General features: G+C 69.9%; 19 protein-coding genes and 3 riboswitches. Of the genes, 7 read left to right on the top strand and 12 right to left on the bottom strand.

Annotation, left to right across the window (positions count from 1 at the left end; genetic code table 11):
* Positions 1-79: 79 nt before the first annotated feature.
* Entirely contained in the window at positions 80-958 is an 879-nt protein-coding gene (locus EJL01_RS08220) for a bifunctional methylenetetrahydrofolate dehydrogenase/methenyltetrahydrofolate cyclohydrolase (protein WP_125107076.1), read from the bottom strand.
* Complete coding sequence (gene glyA, locus EJL01_RS08215; protein ID WP_125107075.1) at positions 955-2,229, bottom strand: serine hydroxymethyltransferase; 1,275 nt, start codon at positions 2,227-2,229, stop codon at positions 955-957. Before glyA ends, EJL01_RS08220 begins: the two co-directional genes overlap by 4 nt.
* A gap of 44 nt (positions 2,230-2,273) precedes the next feature.
* A riboswitch (ZMP/ZTP riboswitch) is annotated at positions 2,274-2,355 on the bottom strand.
* A gap of 88 nt (positions 2,356-2,443) precedes the next feature.
* A riboswitch (TPP riboswitch) is annotated at positions 2,444-2,538 on the top strand.
* 73 nt (positions 2,539-2,611) lie between these two features.
* Between glyA and thiM the strand changes: the two genes are divergently transcribed.
* Genes thiM through EJL01_RS08200 form a run of 3 tightly spaced genes read left to right on the top strand, consistent with a single transcriptional unit; the run spans position 2,612 to position 5,021 of the window.
* On the top strand, positions 2,612-3,496 hold the full coding sequence (gene thiM, locus EJL01_RS08210) for a hydroxyethylthiazole kinase (protein ID WP_125107074.1): 885 nt from the start codon (positions 2,612-2,614) through the stop codon (positions 3,494-3,496).
* Positions 3,493-4,233 (top strand): thiamine phosphate synthase, encoded by a 741-nt coding sequence (gene thiE / locus EJL01_RS08205; RefSeq protein WP_125107073.1) that lies wholly within the window; start codon positions 3,493-3,495, stop codon positions 4,231-4,233. Before thiM ends, thiE begins: the two co-directional genes overlap by 4 nt.
* Positions 4,230-5,021, top strand: coding sequence for a 3-oxoacyl-ACP reductase (locus tag EJL01_RS08200; RefSeq protein ID WP_125107072.1), 792 nt, complete (start codon positions 4,230-4,232; stop codon positions 5,019-5,021). The genes thiE and EJL01_RS08200 overlap by 4 nt, the downstream gene beginning before the upstream one ends.
* Positions 5,022-5,024: 3 nt before the next feature.
* Here EJL01_RS08200 and thiD read toward each other — a convergent pair whose 3' ends face one another.
* A complete protein-coding gene (thiD, locus tag EJL01_RS08195; protein WP_125107071.1) occupies positions 5,025-5,855 on the bottom strand; it encodes a bifunctional hydroxymethylpyrimidine kinase/phosphomethylpyrimidine kinase in 831 nt (276 codons plus the stop codon).
* Between the two features lie 70 nt (positions 5,856-5,925).
* Positions 5,926-6,019: riboswitch (TPP riboswitch) on the bottom strand.
* Between the two features lie 44 nt (positions 6,020-6,063).
* Positions 6,064-7,338 carry an MFS transporter gene (locus EJL01_RS08190; protein WP_125107070.1) on the bottom strand — a complete coding sequence of 425 codons (1,275 nt, stop codon included), beginning with the start codon at positions 7,336-7,338 and terminating at the stop codon, positions 6,064-6,066.
* A gap of 22 nt (positions 7,339-7,360) precedes the next feature.
* Here EJL01_RS08190 and EJL01_RS08185 point away from each other — a divergent pair, with 22 nt between their 5' ends.
* Together EJL01_RS08185 and EJL01_RS08180 are read left to right on the top strand one after the other, a co-directional pair.
* Positions 7,361-8,242 (top strand): formyltetrahydrofolate deformylase, encoded by an 882-nt coding sequence (locus EJL01_RS08185; RefSeq protein WP_125107069.1) that lies wholly within the window; start codon positions 7,361-7,363, stop codon positions 8,240-8,242.
* Positions 8,243-8,362: 120 nt separating this feature from the next.
* Positions 8,363-9,292, top strand: a complete 930-nt coding sequence (locus EJL01_RS08180; RefSeq protein WP_125107068.1) for a DNA-3-methyladenine glycosylase family protein — start codon at positions 8,363-8,365, stop codon at positions 9,290-9,292.
* Positions 9,293-9,415: 123 nt separating this feature from the next.
* On the opposite strand, the gene EJL01_RS08175 is transcribed toward EJL01_RS08180, so the two are convergent.
* The 3 genes from EJL01_RS08175 to EJL01_RS08165 all read right to left on the bottom strand — a co-directional run bounded on the left by EJL01_RS08175 (position 9,416) and on the right by EJL01_RS08165 (position 14,917).
* Positions 9,416-10,549, bottom strand: coding sequence for a tyramine oxidase subunit B (locus EJL01_RS08175; RefSeq protein WP_125107067.1), 1,134 nt, complete (start codon positions 10,547-10,549; stop codon positions 9,416-9,418).
* A 193-nt stretch (positions 10,550-10,742) separates the two neighbouring features.
* Positions 10,743-12,899 carry an anthranilate synthase component I gene (locus EJL01_RS08170; RefSeq protein WP_125107066.1) on the bottom strand — a complete coding sequence of 719 codons (2,157 nt, stop codon included), beginning with the start codon at positions 12,897-12,899 and terminating at the stop codon, positions 10,743-10,745.
* A gap of 38 nt (positions 12,900-12,937) precedes the next feature.
* Complete coding sequence (locus EJL01_RS08165) at positions 12,938-14,917, bottom strand: MinD/ParA family ATP-binding protein (RefSeq protein WP_125107065.1); 1,980 nt, start codon at positions 14,915-14,917, stop codon at positions 12,938-12,940.
* Between the two features lie 143 nt (positions 14,918-15,060).
* On the opposite strand from EJL01_RS08165, the gene EJL01_RS08160 reads away from it, so the two are divergent.
* Positions 15,061-15,516, top strand: coding sequence for a GNAT family N-acetyltransferase (locus EJL01_RS08160; RefSeq protein ID WP_125107064.1), 456 nt, complete (start codon positions 15,061-15,063; stop codon positions 15,514-15,516).
* A gap of 68 nt (positions 15,517-15,584) precedes the next feature.
* Here EJL01_RS08160 and EJL01_RS08155 read toward each other — a convergent pair whose 3' ends face one another.
* From EJL01_RS08155 to purN, 3 genes are read right to left on the bottom strand one after another with little or no spacing between them, the layout of a single operon-like run.
* Complete coding sequence (locus EJL01_RS08155; RefSeq protein ID WP_125107063.1) at positions 15,585-16,838, bottom strand: hypothetical protein; 1,254 nt, start codon at positions 16,836-16,838, stop codon at positions 15,585-15,587.
* 41 nt (positions 16,839-16,879) lie between these two features.
* Positions 16,880-18,496, bottom strand: coding sequence for a bifunctional phosphoribosylaminoimidazolecarboxamide formyltransferase/IMP cyclohydrolase (gene purH / locus EJL01_RS08150; RefSeq protein ID WP_125107062.1), 1,617 nt, complete (start codon positions 18,494-18,496; stop codon positions 16,880-16,882).
* Positions 18,493-19,098: a phosphoribosylglycinamide formyltransferase gene (gene purN, locus EJL01_RS08145; RefSeq protein ID WP_125107061.1), complete on the bottom strand. Its 606-nt coding sequence runs from the start codon at positions 19,096-19,098 to the stop codon at positions 18,493-18,495. The genes purH and purN overlap by 4 nt, the downstream gene beginning before the upstream one ends.
* Before the next feature lie 187 nt (positions 19,099-19,285).
* Between purN and EJL01_RS08140 the strand changes: the two genes are divergently transcribed.
* Positions 19,286-19,849, top strand: coding sequence for a hypothetical protein (locus EJL01_RS08140; RefSeq protein WP_125107060.1), 564 nt, complete (start codon positions 19,286-19,288; stop codon positions 19,847-19,849).
* A 2-nt stretch (positions 19,850-19,851) separates the two neighbouring features.
* On the opposite strand, the gene EJL01_RS08135 is transcribed toward EJL01_RS08140, so the two are convergent.
* Both EJL01_RS08135 and sucD read right to left on the bottom strand, forming a co-directional pair.
* Positions 19,852-21,738 carry a cell division protein PerM gene (locus EJL01_RS08135; protein WP_125107059.1) on the bottom strand — a complete coding sequence of 629 codons (1,887 nt, stop codon included), beginning with the start codon at positions 21,736-21,738 and terminating at the stop codon, positions 19,852-19,854.
* Positions 21,739-21,877: 139 nt separating this feature from the next.
* Positions 21,878-22,762: a succinate--CoA ligase subunit alpha gene (sucD, locus tag EJL01_RS08130; RefSeq protein WP_125107058.1), complete on the bottom strand. Its 885-nt coding sequence runs from the start codon at positions 22,760-22,762 to the stop codon at positions 21,878-21,880.
* Positions 22,763-22,777: the final 15 nt, after the last annotated feature.

Genomic DNA, 22,777 nt, shown 5'->3' with positions numbered 1-22,777 from the left:
GTCAGAGCAGTTGAGTGGTCGGTTTTTGTAGTTTTGGCAACGCCAAAACTACAAAAACCGACCACTCAACTGCTGCGGTTTAGGCGGCGCGTTCGGCGGTTTCCACCACGTTGGCGAGCAGGAGGGCCCGCGTCATCGGGCCGACGCCGCCGGGGTTCGGCGAGAGGTAGCCCGCGACCTCGGCGACCGCCGGGTCGACGTCGCCGTACACCTTCGACTTACCCGTCTCGGGGTCGGTGACGCGCGAGACGCCCACGTCGAGCACCGCGGCGCCCGGCTTGACCCACTCGGGCTTCACCAGGTGCGCGGCACCGGTCGCGGCAACGATCACGTCCGCGGTGCGAGCGATCTCGGCGATGTTCTGCGTGCCCGTGTGCGTCAGTGTCACGGTCGCGTTGAGGTCGCGCCGCGTCAGCAGCGCGCCAATCGGCCGGCCGACGGTCACGCCACGGCCCACGACGACGACATGCTTGCCGTCGAGCGAGTAGCCGTTGCGCTGCAGCAGCTCGACGCAGCCGCGCGGCGTGCACGGCAGCGGCGTCGTGATTTCATCACGCACATTGAGCACAAGCCGGCCGAGGTTCGTCGGGTGCAGCCCATCCGCATCCTTCGCCGGGTCGATGCGCTCAATCAGCGATTCCTGGTCGAGATGCTTCGGCAGCGGCAGCTGCAGGATGTAGCCGGTGCACGCCGGGTTCGCGTTGAGCTCGTCGAGGGCGGCCGCCACCTCCTCCTGCGTCGCCGTCTCGGGCAGCACGACCTGAATCGACTCGATGCCGACCTCGGCGCAGTCGCGGTGCTTTCCCGCGACGTAAAGCTTCGACCCCGGGTCTTCACCCACGAGCACCGTGCCGAGCCCCGGCACGACGCCGCGCTCGCGCAGCGCGCTCACGCGCTGCGCGAGCTCGGTCTTGATCGCTGCCGCCGCGGCCTTGCCGTCGAGGCGAAGTGCCGTCATGCGTACACCAGGCCAGGGTAGAGCGGGAACTTGTCGGCGAGCGCCTTCGTGCGCGCGCGCAGCGACTCGATGTTCGGCTCGGGCTTGAGCGCCTCAGCGATGACGTCGGCCACCTCGCGGAACTCCTCGTCGCCGAAGCCACGGGTCGCGAGCGCCGGCGTGCCGATGCGCAGGCCCGACGTCACCATCGGCGGGCGCGGGTCGTCGGGCACCGAGTTGCGGTTCACGGTGATGCCGACCTCGTGCAAGAGGTCTTCGGCCTGCTGGCCGTCGATCGGCGCATCGCGCAGGTCGACGAGCACGAGGTGCACCTCGGTGCCGCCGGTGGTCAGCGCGACGCCGGCCTCCTTCACGTCGTCCTGCAGCAGGCGCTCGGCGAGAATCTCGGCGCCGCGGAGGGTGCGGGCCTGACGGTCCTTGAACTCCTCGGTCTGCGCGAGCTTGAACGCGACGGCCTTACCGGCAACCACGTGCATGAGCGGGCCGCCCTGCTGGCCCGGGAACACGGCCGAGTTGATCCTCTTCGAGAGGTCGGCGTCGTTCGTGAGAATGAAGCCCGAGCGGGGGCCGCCGATGGTCTTGTGCACGGTCGACGAGACGACGTGGGCGTGCGGCACCGGGTTCGGGTGCAGGCCCGCGGCCACGAGGCCCGCGAAGTGCGCCATGTCGACCCACAGGTACGCGCCGACCTCGTCGGCGATCGCGCGGAACTGCTCGAAGTCGAGCTGGCGCGGGTAGGCCGACCAGCCGGCGATGATCACCTTCGGCTTGTGCTCGAGGGCGAGCTCGCGCACCTGGTCCATGTTGATGCGGCCGGTCGAGAAGTCGACGCCATAGGCCACGACGTCGTAGAGTCGGCCCGAGAAGTTGATCTTCATGCCGTGCGTGAGGTGGCCGCCGTGGTCGAGCGAGAGGCCGAGGATGGTGTCGCCCGGCTTCGCGAGCGCGTGCAGCACCGCGGCGTTCGCGCTCGCACCCGAGTGGGGCTGCACGTTCGCGTAGGCGGCGCCGAAGAGTTCCTTCGCGCGGTCGCGCGCGAGGTCTTCGGCGACGTCGACGGCCTCGCAGCCGCCGTAATAGCGGCGGCCGGGGTAGCCCTCGGCGTACTTGTTCGTGAGCACACTGCCCACGGCCTCGAGCACCGAGCGGGGCACAAAGTTCTCGCTCGCGATCATCTCGAGCGTGTTGCGCTGGCGATCGAGCTCGTTCTTGAGCACCTGCTCGATCTCGGGGTCGACTTCGGAAAGTGGCAGGTTCTGGTATTCGGACACTGGGACTCCTTCGCTGATTCGCGGAATCGAATCGGTCGTTCGTGTCGGCGAGCCCAGGCGTGCGGCTCGTGCTCCGGATGCCGCTCCCCGATGGTGACCCATCCGACGCCAGTTGCGACCTCGCCAGTCTAATCGGATGCGCGAGGCTCGATGCTGCGTGCGTCGCAGAAAGTCATGGGCCGGATGCGCGGGCTCGGCCGTGCGTTAGGGTGGCGGCAGTGACACGGGGTGCCGAGCGATCGGCTGAGATCACACCCGTCGAACCTGATCCAGTTAGTACTGGCGAAGGGATCGTCCAATTCGCTGCTGTTCCGCCGTCGGCCTCGCCGCGCGCGGCCGGGTAGCGTCGCCGCGCCCCTTCGCCGATGAAGGGAATGTCGCAATGCCACCTCTCACCGCGTCGATCACCGACGCGCCCACACCCGACACCGTCGCCGAACTGCTCCGCCGGGTGCGCGCATCCGCCCCGCTCGTGCACAACATCACGAACACTGTCGTTACGGGCTTCACCGCGAACGCCCTGCTCGCGCTCGGCGCGGCGCCCGCCATGGTCGACATCGTCGGCGAGGCGGGCTTGTTCGCTCGCGCCGCGGGCGGCCTGCTCGTGAACCTCGGCACGCCGACGCCCGAGCAGCGTGGCGCAATCGCCGAGGCGGTCGCGGGGGCGCGAGAGGCCGGCACGCCATGGGGACTCGACCCGGTCGCGATCGGCGCGCTCCCCATCCGCACGCAGCTCGCCGCCGAGCTCGTCGCGCAGCGCCCCACCGCGGTACGCGGCAACCCCTCCGAGGTGCTCGCGCTCGCCGGCGCCGGCTCGGGCGGCCGCGGCGTCGAGTCGGCCGACTCAGCCGCGAGCGCGCGGGATGCGGCAGTCGCCCTCGCGCGCCGCTACGGCACCGTCGTCGCGGTGTCGGGCGAGGAGGATCTCGTCACCGACGGGAGCTCGGTCGTGTGGGTTTCGGGCGGGGATGCGCTGCTCACGAAGGTGACCGGCGGCGGCTGCGCGCTCGGCGCAATCGTCGCGGCGTTCCTCGCGGTGCGAGTCGAGTTGTCGGTGCTGGATGCGCTGGTCGCGGCGCACGTAAGCTACGGCGTCGCGGCCGAGCGGGCGGCCGCCCGGGCGGCCGGGCCGGGCTCGTTCGCCGTCGAACTGCTCGACGCGCTCGCCCACATCATGCCGGTCGAGGTGGCCGCAGGCACGCGCCTCCGGTTCGAACCGGCCGGCGACCTCGAGCCGGTCCGGGCCACGACGGGCGACGCGGCATGACCGCCGAGAGCGCGCAGCCAGCCCACGGCACAACGCCGACCGGCTGCACAACCGGGCAACCACCCGCACCCGTCACCGGCATCTACCTCGTCACCGACCGCCACCTCACGGGCGAGCGCGGCCTGCTCCCGACCGTCGACGCGGCCGTGTTGGGCGGCGTCACGACGGTGCAGTACCGCGAAAAGCGCCGCGGCGCTGAGGACCAACTGCGCGACATCGAACGGCTCGCCGAGGTGATCGACGGCCGCGCGACGCTGCTCATCAACGATCGCCTCGACGTGGCGATCGCGGCGCGCAAACTCGGCATTCGCCTCGACGGCGTGCACCTCGGCCAGGGCGACGCCGCGGTGCGCGAGGCCCGTGACGCGCTCGGCCCGGACGCGATCGTCGGCCTCACCGCGAACACGTCCGCCCACCTCGCGGCCGTTGCCGCGCTGCCGGTCGGCACGGTCGACTACCTCGGCATCGGCGTGATCCGCCCGACCTCGACGAAGCCCGACCATCCGCCCGCCCTCGGCGTCGCGGGCTTCGCCGCCCTCGCCGCGAGCACCCCACTGCCAGCGGTCGCGATCGGCGGCATCCGTCCCGACGACGTCGCCCCGCTCCGCGACGCCGGCGCGGCGGCCATCGCCCTCGTCTCGGCGATCTGCGCCGCACCCGACCCCACACTCACCGCCCGCGGCCTCGCCGCGGCCTGGCACACCGCATCCGCTTCCACCCGAAAGGCCCACGCATGACCACCACCATCGACCCCACCACCGCGCTCCCCCTGGCCGAGCAGCTCGTGCTCGTCACGGGCGGCGCGCGCGGACTCGGCCGCGCCCTCACCCAGGCGTTCGTGCGCGAAGGCGCCCGCGTCGTTGTCAACTACCGCTCCAGCCGCGACGCGGCCGAGCAACTCGAGGCAACGAATCCCGGCCGCGTGGTCGCCTCTCGCGCCGACGTGCGCGACCCCGCCGAGGTCGAGCAGCTCTTCGCCGCCGCCGACGCCGCATTCGGTGCGCCCGTGACCACCGTCGTCAACAACGCGCTCATCGACTTCTCGTTCAACGGCGACGCGCGCGCGAAGGCCGATGAGATCGACTACGCCGAATTCGACACCCAGTTCTCCGGCACAATCCGCGGCGCGCTCAACGTGATTCAGACGGCCGCCCCGCACTTCGCCCGCGCGGGTTCGGGCCGGGTGATCAACATCGGCACGAACCTGTTTCAGTACCCCGTCGTGCCGTACCACGACTACACCGCCGCGAAGGCCGCACTGCTCTCGCTCACGCGCACCTTCGCCGACGACCTCGGGCCTCGCGGCATCACCGTGAACATGATCAGCGGCGGCCTGCTGCGCACCACCGACGCGAGCGCCGCGACGCCGGATGCGGTGTTCGACGCCATCGCGCAAGGCACCCCACTGCGCTCGGTCACGACGCCCGAGCAGTTCGCCGACGCCGCCCTGTTCTTCGCGTCGCCGTGGGCGCGCGCCGTGACCGGCCAGAACCTCGTCGTCGACGGCGGGCTCGTGAAGAACTAGCGGCTACGCGCCAACGACCGCGGGCACGGGCCAGAGCTCATAAAAGTGATGCACCGGCCCGTGCCCCGAACCCACCTCGAGTTCGTCGGCGTGCCGCAGCGCGCCCGTCAGGTACCGCTTCGCCAGCTCAACGCTCGTGGGCACGTCGTGCCGTGATAGTAGCGCCGCGATCGCGGCCGAGAGGGTGCAGCCCGTGCCGTGGGTGTTGCGGGTGCGGATGCGCGGGGCCGCGTACTCGCGCACGCGCGGCTCGTCGGCGTGCCCGCTCGCGAGCAGGTCGACGCTCGCCTCCCCCGCGAGGTGCCCGCCCTTGAGCAACACCCACTCGCTGCCGCAACCGCGCAGGCGCCGGAGCAGCTCGCGCATCCCCTCGACGTCGCGGGGTTCGGCGCCGCCCGCGAGCACGGAGCCCTCGGGCAGATTTGGAGTGATGACGGTGGCCCGCGGCAGCAGTTCGTCACGGATTGCCGCGACCGTGTCCTGCGCGAGCAGATGGTCGCCGCTCTTCGCGACCATCACCGGGTCGAGCACGACCGGCACCTCAGGCACCGTGTCGAGGCCGCGCGCAATCGCCGCGACGATGCCCGCGTTCGCGACCATGCCGATCTTGATCGCGTCCACGCGTACATCGTCGGTCACCGCGGCGAGCTGTGCCGCGACGAAGTCGGGCTCGAGGGCGATGATGTCGCGCACCCCGTGCGTGTTCTGCGCGACGACCGCGGTGATCACACTCATGCCGTACGCGCCCTGCGCCGCGAAGGCCTTGAGGTCGGCTTGGATGCCCGCGCCGCCGCTCGGGTCGGTTCCGGCAATTGAGAGAACGTTGGCAATCATGGTCGACCTCGGCTTCCTGAGCCGCCACGAGGACGAATGCGACGCCAGCAAGCCAGCGCGTGCCGACGTACCAACGTCGCCGCGACATCCCTCCGCGAGTGCGAACTCGATCAGGTTCTCGGGTGTAATCTCAGCCCCTCGGTGGGGCACCCCGTGTCTTCGGCCAGGCTAGCGCACGCCGGCTCGCGCTCGCTGGCAGCGACGCGAATCAGCGGATGGGCGGGGTTGCGACCGCCGCGCGTCGCCGCCGAAAGTCCATCACCATCATGCCGATGAACGCGCAGCCGACCAGGGTGAGGAACGCGGGCGCGACCGACCAGATGCCGTAGTCGTCGAGGAGGAGGCCGCCGATGAACGCGCCCGAGCCGATGCCGAGGTTGAAACCCGAGGTATAGAGCGCGCTCGAGAGGTCGCGGTGCTTGCGTGGCGCAACCGCGAGCAGGCGCGACTGGAGCAGGGTCGGGAGGAACCCCATCCCGGCGCCCCAGAGCGCGAGGCCCACGACGACGAGCGGCAACACCTGCGGCGCGAACGCGAGGCTCCCCGCGCCGAGCAGCATGCAGGCGTACGCGACCGCAAGGCCGAGCGTTGACCGGTTCGAGAAGAGCAGGCCGGTGATCATCGTCGCCAGCGCCGAGGTGATGCCGAAGGCGAAGAGTGCGGTCGCGAGCCACTCGGGCGGCAGCGAGACAATGCCGAGCAGGTACGGCGAGATGTAGGAGTAGAAGGAGTAGTTGCCCGACATCGTCAGCGCGCACAGCAATATGAGCAGGGCGACGAGATACATCGAGCGGGTTGGCCGTGGCACCCGAGGGCCGTCGAGGCCGGTCTTCTCGACGTCACCAATCGGCTGCGGGGCGGGCACGACCTCGATGGCAGAGGTCTCGGGTTGCTCCTCGACCCGTTTCGGCAGCACGAACCAGAGCAGCGCCGCGACGAGCACGCAGAGCGCGGCGATCGCGAAGAACGTCGTGCGCCAGCCGAGCACCTGCCCGAGCGCGGTGCCGAGCGGCACGCCGAGCACGAACGCGAGGCCACCGCCGCCGCCCGTGATCGACACCGCCTTCGTGAGCTGTTTCGAGGTGACGAGCGCGCCGGTGTACGACGTCACGGTCGCCCAAAAGACGCCGTGTGCGGCGCCCGTGAAGATGCGGGTGAGCACGACGATGGTGTAGCTCGGCGCGAACGCGGTGCCGATTGTGCCGATCGCGAAGGCCGTGAGCACGCCGACGAGCAGGATGCGCTTCGGCACCCGCTGCAGCAGGTAGACGAGCGGCGTCGACAGTGCGACAACGGTGAACGCGAAGATCGTCATGAGCAGGCCGATCTGCGACTCGCTCGCGCCGAGTCCCGCTGACATGAGCGGCATGAGCCCCGTGGGCAGCATCTCGACCGTCACCGAGAGGAATGTCGCGGCGGCGAGTGTGATGAGCGGGATCAGCGGAAACGGCCGTTCTGGCGCGCGTGACGAGGTTTCTGGCACGCTCTGAGGCTACGCTGGTGCGGTGACTGACACGCCCTCGAACGCCGCCGCATCGCCCGCTTCGCACCTTGTGCTGACCCTCGTCTGCGACGATCAGCCCGGAATCGTGCACGAGCTCACGGGAGCGATCACGCGCGGAGGCGGCAACATTGTCGAGCTGCAGCAGTTCTCGTCGCTCGATGCCGGCCGCTTCTTCCTGCGCTGCGAGGTCGAGACCTCGTCGAGCCGTGCCGACTTCGAGGCCGGCATCTACGAGGTGCGCGACGCCCTGCGGGCCGAGGTGCACATCGACGAGGCACACCGCCCGCTGCGCACGCTCGTGCTCGGCTCGAAGGCCGAGCACGCCGTGAACGACCTGCTGTTTCGTCAGCGTGCGGGGTACCTGCCGATCACCGTTCCTCGGGTCATGGCGAACCACGAAGTGCTCGGCAAGCTGGCCGGCTTCTACGATGTGCCGTTCGAGTTCCGCCCCGTGCGCAACGCGCAAGAGAAGGCCGACTTCGAGCGCCGTGTGCTCGAAGTCGTCGAGAGCGACGACATCGAGCTCGTCGTGCTCGCTCGCTACATGCAGATCGTCTCGCCCGAGCTCTGCGCCGCGCTCGAGGGTCGGCTCATCAACATCCACCACTCGTTCCTGCCCGGCTTCAAGGGCGCGAACCCATACCGTCAGGCCCACGCTCGAGGCGTGAAGCTCGTCGGCGCGACCGCCCACTTTGTGACCACCGACCTCGACGAGGGCCCGATCATCGAGCAGAACGTGCGCCGCGTCGACCACGCCGACACCGTCGCCGAGCTGCAGGCCATGGGCCAGGACGAAGAGTCGCGTACCCTCACGCAGGCCGTGAAGTGGTTCGCCGAGCACCGCATCCTGCTCGACGGGCACCGCACGATCGTCTTCCGCTAGCCGCGGGTCGTTCGGGCGGTGTCGGCGGCGCGCCCCACTTGCCAATCTCGGCACGACCATCGTTGTGCATCAACCGCGCGCCTGCCCGGCCGTGTCGGAGCCTCGGAGGAGCATGTTCACATGAGCAGTTTCCTTGAGCGCGAGTGGCAGCCGCCGCACCGTACCGATCTGGGGCTCACCCTGTCGGCGCTGCAGCACGGCGCCGGGGATCCAACGTTCCAGTGGCTTGCGGGCGGCACGGATGCGTTGCTCGCCCGCCGCTTCGGCGATACCAGCGCAACACTGCGGCTCACGCAGCTCGCGGGCGGCACGCTGCGCGCCCGCGCGTGGGGCGACGGCGCCGAGGCGGCACTCGAGGCCGCGCCCGAGATCTGCGGGGCGGCCGACGACGCCGCGGGCTTCGACCCGCTACTTCCTGAGGTCCGGGCCGAGTTTCGGCGCGCGAGCGGCATGCGTGTGCCCCGCACCGGCGCGGTGTTCGCCGAACTCGTTCCCGTGGTGCTCGAGCAAAAGGTGATCGTGCAGCAGGCGACGGCGTCATACCGGCGCCTTGTGCTGCGCTTCGGCGAGGCCGCACCCGGTCCGCTGCCGCCCGAGCTCGCGGCCCACATGCGCGTGGCGCCGTCCGCCGCCGCGTGGCGACGCGTGCCGAGCTGGGAGTGGCACCGCGCGGGCGTCGAACCGGCGCGCAGCCGCACCGTCGCGCGGCTCGCCGAGCGTGCGAGCGCCATCGACCGGCTCGCACAGCACCCCGCCGCCGTGGCCCGAGAGCGGCTCGAGTCGCTTCCGGGCGTGGGCCGCTGGACCAGCGCGGAGCTCGCGCAGCGCGCCCTCGGCGACGCCGATGCTGTGTCGGTCGGCGACTATCACCTGCGCAAGTACGTCGGCCACGCGCTCGAGGGCCGCGACTTCAGCGACGACGAGATGCTCGCCGCGCTCGAACCGTGGCGCGGCCAGCGCTTCCGCGCCGTGCGCCTGCTGCTCGCGGCTGGCCCGCGCCGCCCACGCCGCGGCCCCCGCCTCGAAAAGGTCGACTACCGGGCCTTCTAGCGCCGCTTCACTCGGCTGCCGTGTCCCAGCTGCCCCAGAGGTGACGCAGAAGGGATATATACCCCCTGCGCCGTCTATGGGACAGCTGGGTCACGCGACGGCGATGACCGCCGTCGCGCGGTGTCAGACGAGTGCCGGTGTCTGCCAGAGCGGCAGGCTCGTGCCGATGCCCCGCTCAAGGGCGTTGCGGTACAGCACGGTGCCCCACGCGACGTCCTCGATCGGCAGGCCGCCGATCGACACGAGCACGATCTCCTCGGGCGTGCGGCGGCCCTCGGTGCGGCGTTCGACGACGGGGCCGAGCTCCTCGATGTCCCAGTGACGCAGCTTGTTTTCAGAGACGAGGTCGAGGAACTTGTTGCCGATGATGCCGACGTGGTGGTGCGTCGGTGTCGGGAATTCCATGCCCCACGCTTCGTAGAGACCGTACGAGTCGACAACCTTGCGCACCTCTTGCGCCTCGAGGCCCTCGTCGATGTTCGCGGCGGCCGGCATCGTCACGAACGCGCCCGCCTCGAGCCACTCGCGCCGGATCATCGGGTACGCGTCAACGTCGCCCGCCTTCGCGGTCGTGCAGACGGCAACGACGTCGCAGCCGCGCACGGCGTCTTCGTCGCGGTCGACCTGCTCGATCGTCGTAATCTGCGGCACGAACTCGGCCACCCACGCGCGGAAGTCGTCGATGCCCTGCTGGCTGCGGCCGCGCACCTTGACGGTGTCGAGCATCGGGCATGCCACAGCGAGCGCGGCGAGCGTCGTGCGTCCCATGACGCCCGGGCCGATCACGCCGGCGACCCGCGAGTCGCCGCGCGCGAAGTGCCGCGCGGCGACGCCAGAGACGGCGCCGGTGCGCATCGCCGAGAGCAGGTTCGCCGACATGAGCGCGAGCGGTGCCGCCGTGTCGGTGTCGTTGAGCATGAACATGAGGATCGAGCGCGGCAGGCCCTTGTCGCGGTTCGCGAGGTTCGAGCCGTACCACTTCACGCCCGTCGTGCCGAACGAGCCACCGAGGTAGGCCGGCATCGCGGTAAAGCGGCGGTCGTCGCTGTTCGCGGGCATATTCTCGAACGGCGGGTCATCGGGGAAAATCATGCGGGCGCCGTGCGAGTCGTTGTTCGGGCCGGCCATGCGGTAGTCGCCGGCGGCGTAGAGCGCGAAGGTCTCTTCCATCGCATCGACGCAGGCGGCCATGTCCATCACTCCAGCGGCGATCGTGTCGTCTTCGGAGAGGTAACGGAAATCAATACGCGTATTCACCGCTCGATTTTGGGCTCAATCGGTGAACGGTTGGTAATCGACGCGCCGACGAATATGCCCCAATTTTGACCGGTTTGTTCGCAACCATTCATCACGTGACAAATTGCACCCAAAAACCCGCCTGACCAAGGGTTTCACGGCACAGTGCGTCCACTCTGCGACCCGTCGAAGCAGGCCCGCGCAACACGCCCGGCTAGCGCGCCGAAAGTTGCGGCACGGGGATGCGCTCGAACACCGCGTCGATGATGCGGCGACCTGCCGCATCGCGCAGCGTCATGAGCGATTCGGGGTGGAATTGCACCGCGAACCACGGCTGCTCGCGGTGCTGAATCGCCATCGGCACGCCGTCGTCGTCGCTCGCGACGACGTAGAGCTCGTCGGGGAGCGTCGCCGGATCGATATAAAGCGAGTGATAGCGGCCGGTCACGATGCGCTCGGGCAGCGCGTCGAGGAAGCCCTCGGCGACGCGCACCGCCTCACGCTCCTTGCCGTGCAGCGGGTAGCCGAGCTGGCCGAGCGAGGCGCCGAAGTACTCGCCGATCGCCTGCTGCCCAAGGCACACGCCAAACACGGCGAGGCCGCGGGCATCGACGGCGGCGAGAATGCGCGAGTCCTCGAAGTCGCGCGGGTTGCCGGGCCCGGGCGACATCACGACGAGGCTCGGGTCGGCCTCGTCGAGCGCGACCTGAATGTCGGCATCCGACAGCCCGCCGCGCGGCACGCGCACCGTGCGCACCTCAGCGCCGGTTGCCCGCAGATAGCCGGCGAGCATCTGCACAAACGAGTCCTCGTGGTCGAACATGAGGATGCGGTGCCCCGCGCCGCTCGCGGCGACCGGCTCGGTCTCAGTTTCGGCCGCGGCCGTCGCATCCGGGCCCGCCGCAATCGCCTCGATCAGCGCCTGCGCCTTCATCTCGGTCTCGCGCTCTTCGTCTTCGGGCGTCGAGTCGATGAGCAGCGTGCCGCCGGCGCGCACCTCGGCGATGCCCTCGCGGATCATCGCCGCGCGAATTGTCAGGCCGGTGTTGACGTCGCCGTCGGCATAGAGCACCCCGAGCGCGCCGGCGTACCAGGTGCGCGGCGAGCGCTCGTGCTCGTCGATGAAGCGCATCGCCCAGATCTTCGGGGCCCCGGTAACGGTCACGGCCCACATGTGCGTCGCGATCGCGTCGAGCCCGTCGAAGCCTTCGCGCAGCCTGCCCTCGACGTGGTCGACGGTGTGGATCACTTTCGAGTAGAGCTCGACCTGGCGGCGCCCGATGATGCGGATGCTGTCGGGCTCGCAGATGCGCGACTTATCGTTGCGGTCGACGTCGGTGCACATCGTGAGCTCCGAGGCGTCCTTGTCAGAGTTGAGCAGGGTGCGGATGCGGTCGGCATCCTCGATCGCATCCGCGCCGCGGGCGATTGTGCCCGAGATCGGCGCGGTCTCGACCCGCGAGCCCTGCACACGCACGAACATCTCGGGGCTCGCGGTGACGAGAAACTCGTTGTCGCCGAGGTTCATGAGCGCGCCGTAGGGCGCGGGGTTGTCGCGCACGAGGTTGCGGAACACCTGCGCCGGCGAGGTGCGCACGGGGCGACGGAACGCCTGGCCCGGCACGACCTCGAACAGGTCACCGCGTGCGAACGAATGCTTCGCCTCACGCACGAGCGCGGCATACTCCCCCGGCGCGTGGTCGCGGCTCGCCTCGGCCGAGGCCGGCGCCGCGGTGAATGGCGACACGGTCTCGCTGCGGGCGACGCCGATGGTCGAGGCGCCCTCGTAGTCAAAGTCAAAGTCGTAGCGACGCGCGTCGCCGCGCTGCCGGTCAACGGCAAGGATGCTGTCGGGCAGATACACCGCGAGGTCGCGCTGCTCGCCGCCCGCGGGCTCGGCGAGCGTCTCGATCTGCCGCACGAGGTCGTAGCCGAACGCGCCGTAGAGGCCAAAGTGCCGGCCCGAGTCCTTTGGCAACTGCTCGAGAATGACCCGCAGCACCGTGAAGCTCGAGCGGCGGCGCGTGCGCTGCTCTTCGGGGAGCAGTTCGTCGCGCTGTGGGGTGACACGAATACGCGTGTCGGTCTCGTCGACCCGCTGGACGTCAATGCCGTCGGCGGCTTCGAGCGCGTCGGTGAAGCACGCGAGCGGCACCCGCCCGCGGTCGTTGAGCGCGCGCATCCGCAGCTCGAACCCGCGGCCCTCGAGCGAGAGCGGCGGGTCGATGAAGCCGATGTCCCATCGTGTGTAACGGCCCGGGTATTCGACGCCCGACGCGAGAATGACCCCCGCGCGCTCGTCAAGCCCGGCAACGATGGCATCCATTTCGGCCGGGGTGGCCGACTGCTCTCCCGCTACAACACGCAACATACCTCTAGCCTAGATGCCTCGCGGCACCCGGATGCGCGCTACAGCCCCTGCGAGATGACGGCCGCCGCGTGGCGCCAGGCTTCGAGGGTGCCGGGCTGCAGGCTCGGGATGTCGAGCTCGCCGCCGCCCACGAACTCCTGGTCGTACGGCACCGACACGACGGCGCGCGTGAGCTGCTGGAAGTGCGAGGTGAGCTTCTGGGTGAGGTCGGTGTCTTCCTTCTCGGAGGGCGACGAGAGAATCGTCACGGCGTTCGCAAGCTTGTCACCGTAGCCGCGCTCACGCAGGCCGTCGGCGAGCCACGCGGCCGATGCCGCCGTGTCTTCGCGTGCCGTCGACACGATGACGAGCTGGTCGGCGACGTCGAGCGCGGCCTCCCAGTTCGAGGCGCGCATGTTGTTGCCCGTGTCGATGACCATGATGCGGTAGAAGCGCGACAGCACGGTGTGCAGGCGGCTGAACGCGTCGTCGTCGATGATCGCGGCGCTCGCCGCGTCGTCATCGCTCGCGAGCACGTCGAACTTCGCGTCGCCCTGGTTGCGCACGTAGCGGTCGACGTCGGCAATCGTCATGCCGCCCGAGATCTCGAAGCGCGGCAGCTCGCGCAGCAGGTCGACGGCGGTGTTCTTGTTCACGCCGGGGCGCGAGCGCCACCCGAGGGTGCCGCGGGTCTCGTTGTTATCCCACGCGAGCGTGTATCCGCCGCGCATGGTGCCGAAGGTCGCCGCGATCATCAGCGTCGCGGTGGTCTTGTGGGCGCCACCCTTCGGGTTCATCACGACGATCGTGCGCGGGCCCTGGAAGGTGCGCTGAATCGACGCGATCTCGTCGCGACGGCTGCGCTCCTTCGCGCCCGGGCCGAGCGTGATGAGCCCGCCGGTCATGCGGCGCAGGTTCGCGCGCCATCCCTGCTCGGCGGGCCGCTTGCGCGCCGGCGACTTCTCGGCGAAGAAGTCGTCGAGGGTCGGCACTCCCTCGGTGTTCGGTCGGTGTTCGGGCTTCGGCGGCGTGCCCCGTCGGTCGTGGCTGCCACCGTGCTCGGCTGCGACGCTCGCGGCGGCCTGCGCGGCGCGAGCGGCCGCGGGGCCCTGGTGTGGCGTCGCCTCGGGTGCGGCGCCGGTGTCGCGACCGCGGCCGCGCAGGAAGTTCGGCTGCCACTCGCCGGTGTCGGCGGCGTCTTCGACCGTGGCGTCCTGGTCGTGCCAGACGGGAGGCTCCGCATCGGCGGGGCGGTCACGCCACACCGGCGGCTTCGAGCCCGGGGTCTGCTCGAACGGCGGCTTGTCGCCCTCAACGTCGGAGTCGGATGGGTCGGTTTCGCCCGACTCCTCAGCCTGCTCAGCCTCATCCTGCTCGGCTTCGGCCTGCTCGGTCACGGCCTGCTGCTCGTCAAGCTCGTCGAACTCGTGGTCGAGCCCCTCATCGTGGAACTCATCGTCGACTTCCTCGTCGAGCAACTCGTCAGCCTCGCCGACCGGCACCGGTCCGGTCTTCGCGCCGTCGAACAGCCCCTGCGTCGAGAGCGCGGCGTCTTCGTCCTGCGCTGTCTCTTCGCCACGCAGCAGTTCGTCGTAGTCGAGCTTGGCCATCATGGCCTCGCGCGGCAGTCGCTCGGTCTCATGCACGGGCACGCTCGGCGCATCAACGTCGGTCGACGGCTCGTCGACGTCGAGTCCGAACAGCGACGCGTAGCCGCCGTCGGTCTGACGGATCGGTGCCTCGGGCGTGAGGTCGTTGTCGCCCGGCTGCAGCGGTCGCATATCGCCGACCTCGTCGACCTGGCCGTCTGCTGTGCAAAGCAAGTCATAAACGCCATCGACGTCGATCGTCGTCACGTGCACGTCGACGCCCTCGTCGAACGCGACCGCGAGCGCCCGCTCCATGAGCATGCCGCGGAGTTCGTCGGAATCCGCCGCGCGCATCCGGGTCACTCGTCCGCCATCGCGCAGCTCGCCTTCGCCGTCCGAGCGCACCAGCACCGTGAGCTCTCGCAAGCCGCCTGTCGCCTCCTGAGTCATCCCGACCTCCCCGTGTGCAGCCGGCCTGTGCCAGCGCGCCATCAACAAACCTCCGTTCAGTCTAGGTTGCCGTCACGTGCGAGTTTCGCTTCATCCTGGTAAACACCCCGGGCGGTTTCAAGACTTCCAGGTACGCTGCGAACATGACTGAGATGCGCATCGCCCCGCTGACCGCCGACAACGTCGTCGCCGCTAACGCCCTCACGCTCAAGCCCGGGCAGGAGGCATTCGTTGCCCCCGTTTCGCACTCGATTGCCGAGGCCTACGTCAACCACGAGACCATGTGGCCGCGCGTGGTCGAGGCCGACGGCAACATCGTCGCCTTCATCATGGCGACGTTCAACGAAGAGGCGGCAGATGAGCTCTACCGAGCCACGATCCTCCGTATGAACGTCGACGCCACGCAGCAGCGCCGCGGCATCGGCCGGTTCGCGGTGGACGCGGTGGTCGACGAGGCCGTCAACCGCGGCTTCGACCAGGTGGTCGCGGTCTGGGAAGACGGCGACCTCGGCCCCGGCAAGTTCTTCACCGCGATGGGCTTCGAGATTGTCGGCGAGACGCAGTACGGCGAGGTCATCGGCATCCGCAAGATCTCCTAGGGCGCCCGCGCACGGCGACGCAACGAAGAACCCCGCGACCATTGGTCGCGGGGTTCTTCGTTCATGGCCTAGTCGCGCGAACGCAGCGAGAGCCGCGGCAGCGTGCCGCCGACCTGTGCGAAGGCGCTGATGTCGAGCCGCTCGACCTCGTAGCCGAGGTCTTCGAGCAGGTCTGCCGTGCTCGGGGCGTCGGCTGACACGGCGAGCGCCGTCGGCGAGAGCGCGAGCACCGCGGCGCCCGCGGGCTCGGGGGCGATGAGGCAGTCGCCGAGCACATCGGGGGTCTCGAGCGCCTCGCGCCAGATGAGTCGAGTGCCGTCGGGCAGCACGCTGAGCGCCTCGCTGAGCAGCACCGAGCCGATCATCGGCACGCCGACGACGCGATAGCCGCGGTCACCAAGCAGGCGGCGCAGACCGCGCACGGCCGACTTATTCGTCGTGCCGCCGACACCGACATAGAGCACGCCTTCGGCCTGCACGACGTCGGCCGGGTTGAACTCGGCGGGGGCCTCAAGCTCGTCGAACACGGCACCCGCGGTCTCGAGGGTTTCGCGCACGGCGATGAGGCTCGCGCGGGCCTCGCCATGCTTCGGGCGAGCCATGATGACCTGCTCGCCGAGCACGAGTGCGGTGTCGCCGAGCAGCACCGACCGCTCATCGTCCTCGTCGCCGCCCGGCACGGCCTGCGTGCCCCAGTCGTGCTGCTCGAATGCCGAGACGAGGGCCTCCCACTGCTCGTTCGCATCGTCCGATTCGTCACCGAGTCGCTCGAGCAGCGCGTCCGAGGGGATGCGCAGGAACGCCGAGCCGGAGTCGAACGTCGAGGCGGTTGCCTCGCCGCTCGCGGCCGCAGCGTAACGTGCGGGCTCGCCGGCCACCGGCGCGAGCGTGCGCAGGGCCGCGGGGGCGACGAAGGTCGCCGAGAGCATCCCCGAGACGAGCAACGGGAAGTTGAGGCCGAGGAACTCGCTGAAGATCGCCGCCCAGGCGTCGCCGTTGAGGTCGACCCCGTTTGAGACGATCTGCAGCAGGTACCCGAGCGCGCCGCCGATGATGATCGACACCGTGCCCGCGATGAGCCCGCGCCACCAGTTGCGCAGCCAGCCGAAGAGGCCGAAGATCGCGAGCGCGACGAAGTAGATCAGCACCGGCACGACGGCGATGCCGAACGCGTTCGAGAACGTGTCCCACACCGACACAGAGAAGGTGAGGTCGCGTTCGTTCGTCTTAAACAGGGTCGCGGCGAGCGTCACCCCGGCCGCCGCGAGCGCGGCGAGCGCGACGATGGCGAGCTGGGGTTTCGGAGTGGACTGCTGAGACAAATCGGGCTTTCTGAGTCGGCGGCGGGGAGGGCTGCGCGGGGTTAGTGGAAGAAGTGGCGTTCGCCGGTGAAGTACATCGTGATGCCGGCCTGCTCGGCGGCCGCCTTCACCTCGTCGTCGCGAATCGAGCCTCCCGGCTGCACGACGGCGCGCACACCGCCCGCGATGAGGGTTTCGAGGCCGTCGGCGAAGGGGAAGAAGGCGTCGGATGCGGCGACCGAGCCGCTCGCGCGCTCGCCCGCACGGTTCACCGCGAGGTGGCACGAGTCGACGCGGTTGACCTGACCCATGCCGACGCCGACCGCGGCGCCGTCGTGGGCGAGCAGGATCGCGTTCGACTTCACGGCGCGCACGGCCTTCCACGCGAATTCGAGGTCGCGCAGGGTCGCCTCGTCGGCGGCCCCGCCGGTGACGAGCTCCCAGCTCGCGCTGATGCCCTCGGGCGCGTAGGTGTCGGGGGTCTGCGCGAGCAGACCGCCCGAGATCTGGCGCAGCTCGAGTGCCTCACGCGCGTAGCCCTCGGGCAGCTCGAGCAGGCGGATGTTCTTCTTGCGCGAGAGGATCTCTCGCGCCTCGTCGGCGAAGCCGGGGGCGACGACAACCTCGGTGAAGATCTCGCTCAGGGTCTGCGCCATCTCGGCCGACACCTCACGGTTCGCGGCAACGACGCCGCCGAACGCCGAAACGGGGTCGGTCGCGTGCGCGCGGCGGTGTGCCTCGGCGATCGCCGCGGCGACGTCGAGGCCCGCGGGCGCGATCGCGATGCCGCAGGGGTTCGCGTGCTTAATGATCGCGACGGCGGGCTCGGCGAAGTCGTAGGCCGCGCGCACGGCGGCGTCGGCGTCGACGTAGTTGTTGTACGACATCTCCTTGCCGTGCAGCTGCGTCGCCTGAGCGATGCCGCGGCCATCAGCGAGGCAGTAGAGCGCCGCCTGCTGGTGCGAGTTCTCGCCGTAGCGCAGCGGGGTGCGCTCGGCCGCGACAACCTCGAGCTGCTCGGGCAGCGCGGTCTCGGCCTCGGCGGCGGGCTCCGCGAGCTCGCCCTGGAACCAGTTCGAGACGTTCGTGTCGTACTCGGCGGTGTGCGCGAAGGCCGCGGCCGCGAGCTTGCGGCGCTGCTCGAGCGTCGTGCCGCCGTCGGCAAGCGCGGCGATGACCTCGTCGTAGCTCGCGGGCGAGACGACGATCGCGACGTTCGCGTGGTTCTTCGCCGAGGCGCGCACCATGGCGGGGCCGCCGATGTCGATCTGCTCGACCACGTCGTCGCCCTGCGCGCCCAACGCGACGGTCTCGGCGAACGGGTAGAGGTTCACGACGACGAGGTCGAAGGGCTTGATGTCGAACTCGCCGAGCTGCTGCTCGTGCGACGCGAGGCGCAGGTCGGCGAGCAGGCCGCCGTGAATCGCCGGGTGCAGCGTCTTGACGCGGCCGTCGAGCATCTCGGGGAAGCCGGTGACGTCGGCGGCGTCGGTCACGGCCACGCCGAGGTCGCGGATGCGCCCCGCGGTCGAGCCGGTCGAGACGATCTCGACGCCGGCCTCGCCGAGCGCGGTCGCGAGGCGCTCGAGGTCGGTCTTGTCCGAGACGGAGATCAGAGCGCGGCGGATCTCGACGCGGTCGCGCTTGCGACGGGGTTCGGTGATTTTCGGGGCGCTCATGACGCGATCTCCTTCAGGTTCAGGGTGCCGGCGGCGAGGTGTCGCACCGTGTCGAGTAGTAGCTGCCGCTCGACGACCTTGATGCGTTCGTGCAGCGTCGCTTCGGTGTCATCGGGGGTGATGGCGATGCGGCGCTGGTCGATGATGGGGCCCGTGTCGACACCGTTGTCGACGATCATGATCGTGGCGCCAGTTTCGTTGGCGCCGGCCTCGAGGGCATCGCGCACGGCGTGGGCGCCGGGGAACTCGGGCAGATAGGCGGGATGCGTGTTGAGCAGCTCGGGCGCGAGCGCATCGACGACGCGCGGCGGCACGAGACGCATGAAGCCCGAAAGGATCGTCAGGTCGGGGCCGAACTCGCGCACCTTGGCGAGCAGCGCATCCCCCCACGCGGCGCGGTCGGGGTACGCGCCCGGCGCGACGACGAAGGTCGGGATGCCCCGCTCGTCGCCGAGTGCGAGGTTCGCGCGCTCGGTGTCGGCGCCGATCGCGACGATCTCGGCGGCGATGGGCGCATCGCTCGCGCGCGCCTCGTCGAGGCCGTCGAGGAGCGCGCGAAGGTTCGATCCGGTTCCGGAGATGAGCACGACGACCTTAAGCACCAGGCAATTCTACGCGGCACGCGACTGGACGCCGCGGGAAGCCGCCGCGGCCCCACTCGGTAGGAAATGCGCGCGCGGTAGGCCAGGCAGTACATCCGTCGACCGATCCGCCCCGAGCATCCGACCGGAATGATTTGAGGAGACACGGCGCACGAGCGCCGGACGACTTCGAGGAGCCCCCCCCAACATGTTCCGCAAACAGGCCAACCCGTTCGTTCGCTTCGGGCTCAGCTCGCTCGTCATCGGCATCGTGCTGCTCGCGCTCAACATCTTCAACACCGCCCGCACGGTAGCCGAGTACCCCGGCATCGACTTCATGGATGTCTTCTGGGTCACCGAGGGCACGAACGGTGCGAGCAACGTGCGCCTCATGGTGCAGGTGTGGGGTCCGGTCATTCTCATCCCGCTCGGCATCATTCTGCTCATCGTCGCCGTCGTGACCCGCAAGGGCAACCAGGATGCGCAGCAGCAGGCCGGCGGCCAGTCGGCCGCGGGGCAGTTCGGCGGCCAGCAGGCCGCGCCGCAGTACGGTGCGCCCCAGCAGTCGCAGCAGTGGCAGCAGCAGTCGCAGGGGGCGCAGGCCTCGCAGTGGACGCCCGAGCAGCCGCAGCATGCGCCGCAGGCGCCGGCCCAGCAGTACGGCGCGCAGGCCGGTTACTACCCGGCGCAGTCGACGCAGGGTGACGCCGCCGCGCCGCAGTACGGCCAGCAGGCGCCCAACTTTGGCGACGACCAGGTCACCAAGCAGTAACGCTACTTTCGAGGTCCTCGCGGCGCCTCGTCAAGGTCGATATCTCCGTAGATGTCGGGTTCGTCGGGGCGCCGCAGTGCGTCTGCCAGGTCGCCGAGGTCACGGCGCGGCGCGGGCTTGCGACCGGGCGTCGAACGTTGGTCAGCGTCGCGCTGACGAGTCGCTCGGTCGGATGCGGTGGGCTCGGGGGCAGCGTCGTTGTCGCTCGTGAGCTCGTCGCTCGCGTCGTCGGCCGCGTCGTCATCATGCGCGATGGCGCTGCCCGCGCCCGATCGTTGCCGGGCCCGGCGTACGACCGTGAGCGGCGCATCCTCGTCGTCGTCGTCGAACTCGTCAGCCTCAGCCTCAGACTCGGCAGCACGTAGCTCGCCGCGTTCGAGCTCATCGGTGTCGAACTGGTCGCGCGGCTCGGTGGCGTGGTCGCGATCTTCCTCAGGCCAGTTGCCGTCGCCGTCGGCGTCGCGGGCGACCGTGGTGGTACGTCGGAGGCCGGCGGTGAGGTCGTCGAGGCGATCCTGCGTCGCGTAGACGGCCCGCCGCCACCAGGCGGTGCGGGCCGGCCCGTCGAGGTCATCGAACTCGGCGTAGGGGTCGGCGTCGTCCTCGACCGCGCGGAGGGTGCGGGCGGTGCGCACGTCCTCGAGATCTTCGGTCGCGAGGTCACGGAACGCGCCCGGCTCCTCCGGTGTCTCGAGTTCGTCGGCCGCGAGGACGGGCACGGGGATGTACGCGCCTGCGACCGCGCCGATGAGCAGCAGCGCGGTCGCGTAGACGAGCACGAGCCAAGGCACTGGGCCGAATTCGGTGAGGCGCCCCGGGCCGACCGCGCCGCGCGAGAGGTACGCGAGCCAGGTGAGGATGAGCGCCGCGACGATCGCGCCCGACGCGGGCACGATGAGGCGCTGCCACCAGGGCCCCGCATCCGCGCCCTTCGTCGTCGTGCGCAGCCACATCGTCAGCACCGCCGCGAGCAACACCGGCAGCGCGAGCAGCGACCAGAGCAGGGTGGTGTGCGGCTCGGGCACGACGCCGAGCAGCGGCAGGATGGGCAGCGGGCCCGCATCGGTCGCCCCGGGATTCGCCATCGTGCCGGCGCCGAACTGGACGCCCGCACCGAGCAGCCACGCGATCGCCCACACGAGCAGCGTCGGCAGGTAGAGCAGCTCGGTGAGACCGACCGACACATTGCCCCAGGCATCGAGCTGAAGCAACTGCGTGAGGCCCACAATGTCGCCCATGTTCAGCACGAGACCGACGAGCACGAGCGCGCTCGCGAGCGCGAACAAGCCGACGACGAAGCCGAGCGCGAGGCGAAGGGCGCGGGATGCGGCGGTCAGAATCGCGTCGGTACGGTCGCCGAGCAGGCGAGTCCAGGGCACAAACTCCCAGATGCGCGCGCCAGCGAGGAGTCCGACGACCCAGATGAGCGTGCCGCCTGCGGCGACCCCGCCCGGCTCGAGGCGGGCGATGTCGGTGCCGCCGAGCTGGAGCGCGAGCTGGTTGCCGATGATGAAGGCGGCCGCGCTGACCGCGAGCGACAGCCACGGCCCGTCCTCGTCGGCCTCGACGATGCGGCGGCCGGTGCGCCACGCGAACCACGCAATGTAGGCCGTGATCGCGAGCGGCGCGAGCGAGACGACGAAGCCGAACGGCTCGGCGAGCTGCAGCGAGGGGAAGGCCTCCGGATGCACTGTGAAGCCGACGGCGCTCGTGAGGCCGAGCGTCCACAGCGCCATCGCTGCGGCAAGCGGCACCTCCCACGGGGTCGTCTGGAAGCTGCCAGAAATGAGCCACCCGGCCGCGGCGACGGCGAGTGGCGTAAGAATGCCGACGACGACCGCGAGCGCGGTGTCGGCGAGCGCAGCGAACATCGTGGCGAGGCGGGACATAGCGTTCTGAGCGTAGTGCAGCCGGCTGGCGCATCCGCCCTGCCAAGCCGCCCTCCCCGGAAATGCGTTGAGTGGTCGGTTGTTGTAGTTCTGGCCCTGCCAGAACTACAACAACCGACCACTCAACGCATTTTGGTGGCTAGAGGCCGGCGAAGATTTCCTTCATGATGTTCGCCGTCTCGGTCGGGGTCGTGCCCACGCGAACGCCGGCGGCCTCGAGGGCCTCCTTCTTCGCGGCGGCGGTGCCCGCCGAACCGGTAACGATGGCGCCAGCGTGGCCCATGGTCTTGCCCTCGGGCGCGGTGAAGCCAGCCACGTAGCCGACGACCGGCTTGGTGACGTTCGCCTTGATGTACTCGGCCGCGCGCTCTTCAGCGTCGCCACCGATCTCACCAATCATGACGATGGCCTTGGTCTCGGGGTCGTTCTGGAACGCCTCGAGCGCGTCGATGTGGGTGGTGCCGATGACCGGGTCGCCGCCGATACCGATGGCGGTCGAGATGCCGATCTCGCGCAGCTCGTACATCATCTGGTAGGTCAGCGTGCCCGACTTCGACACGAGGCCGATCGGGCCCTTGCCGGTGATGTTCGCCGGGGTGATGCCCGCGAGCGACACCTCGGGGGTGATGATGCCGGGGCAGTTCGGGCCGATGAGGCGCGTCTTGCCGAGCTGCTGCACGCGGGTGAACGCCTCAGCGGCGTCCCTGACCGGGATGCCCTCGGTGATCGCGACGGCGAGGGGGATCTCGGCTTCGGCCGCTTCAACGATGGCGCCCTTGGCGAATGCCGGCGGCACGAAGATGACGGTGACGTTCGCGCCGGTGGCCTCCATGGCCTCCTTCACGGTGCCGAAGATCGGCAGCTCCTTGCCCGCGAGCTCAATCGTCTGACCGGCCTTGCGGGGGTTGGTGCCACCGACGACGTTCGCGCCGGCCTCGAGCATGCGCGTGGCGTGCTTCGAGCCCTCCGAACCCGTGATGCCCTGGACAATGATGACGGACTTGTCGTCGAGGAAAATTGCCATTGTGTTCTGTAGTCC

This window comes from Gulosibacter massiliensis (assembly GCF_900626105.1).
In the GTDB taxonomy this organism is placed as follows: Bacteria; Actinomycetota; Actinomycetes; order Actinomycetales; family Microbacteriaceae; genus Gulosibacter; species Gulosibacter sediminis.
Note: the sequence above shows the minus strand (reverse complement) of the source record. Positions and strands in the feature narration are given on the sequence as shown.

Coding starts and splice junctions, on each gene's coding strand:
- EJL01_RS08135 (WP_125107059.1), bottom strand. CDS start 21,738: ATGTCCCGCCTCGCCACGATGTTCGCTGCGCTCGCCGACACCGCGCTC.
- purH (WP_125107062.1), bottom strand. CDS start 18,496: ATGAGCGCCCCGAAAATCACCGAACCCCGTCGCAAGCGCGACCGCGTC.
- EJL01_RS08160 (WP_125107064.1), top strand. CDS start 15,061: ATGACTGAGATGCGCATCGCCCCGCTGACCGCCGACAACGTCGTCGCC.
- thiD (WP_125107071.1), bottom strand. CDS start 5,855: ATGATTGCCAACGTTCTCTCAATTGCCGGAACCGACCCGAGCGGCGGC.
- EJL01_RS08220 (WP_125107076.1), bottom strand. CDS start 958: ATGACGGCACTTCGCCTCGACGGCAAGGCCGCGGCGGCAGCGATCAAG.
- EJL01_RS08180 (WP_125107068.1), top strand. CDS start 8,363: ATGAGCAGTTTCCTTGAGCGCGAGTGGCAGCCGCCGCACCGTACCGAT.
- EJL01_RS08165 (WP_125107065.1), bottom strand. CDS start 14,917: ATGACTCAGGAGGCGACAGGCGGCTTGCGAGAGCTCACGGTGCTGGTG.
- thiM (WP_125107074.1), top strand. CDS start 2,612: ATGCCACCTCTCACCGCGTCGATCACCGACGCGCCCACACCCGACACC.
- sucD (WP_125107058.1), bottom strand. CDS start 22,762: ATGGCAATTTTCCTCGACGACAAGTCCGTCATCATTGTCCAGGGCATC.
- EJL01_RS08140 (WP_125107060.1), top strand. CDS start 19,286: ATGTTCCGCAAACAGGCCAACCCGTTCGTTCGCTTCGGGCTCAGCTCG.
- thiE (WP_125107073.1), top strand. CDS start 3,493: ATGACCGCCGAGAGCGCGCAGCCAGCCCACGGCACAACGCCGACCGGC.
- EJL01_RS08200 (WP_125107072.1), top strand. CDS start 4,230: ATGACCACCACCATCGACCCCACCACCGCGCTCCCCCTGGCCGAGCAG.
- EJL01_RS08170 (WP_125107066.1), bottom strand. CDS start 12,899: ATGTTGCGTGTTGTAGCGGGAGAGCAGTCGGCCACCCCGGCCGAAATG.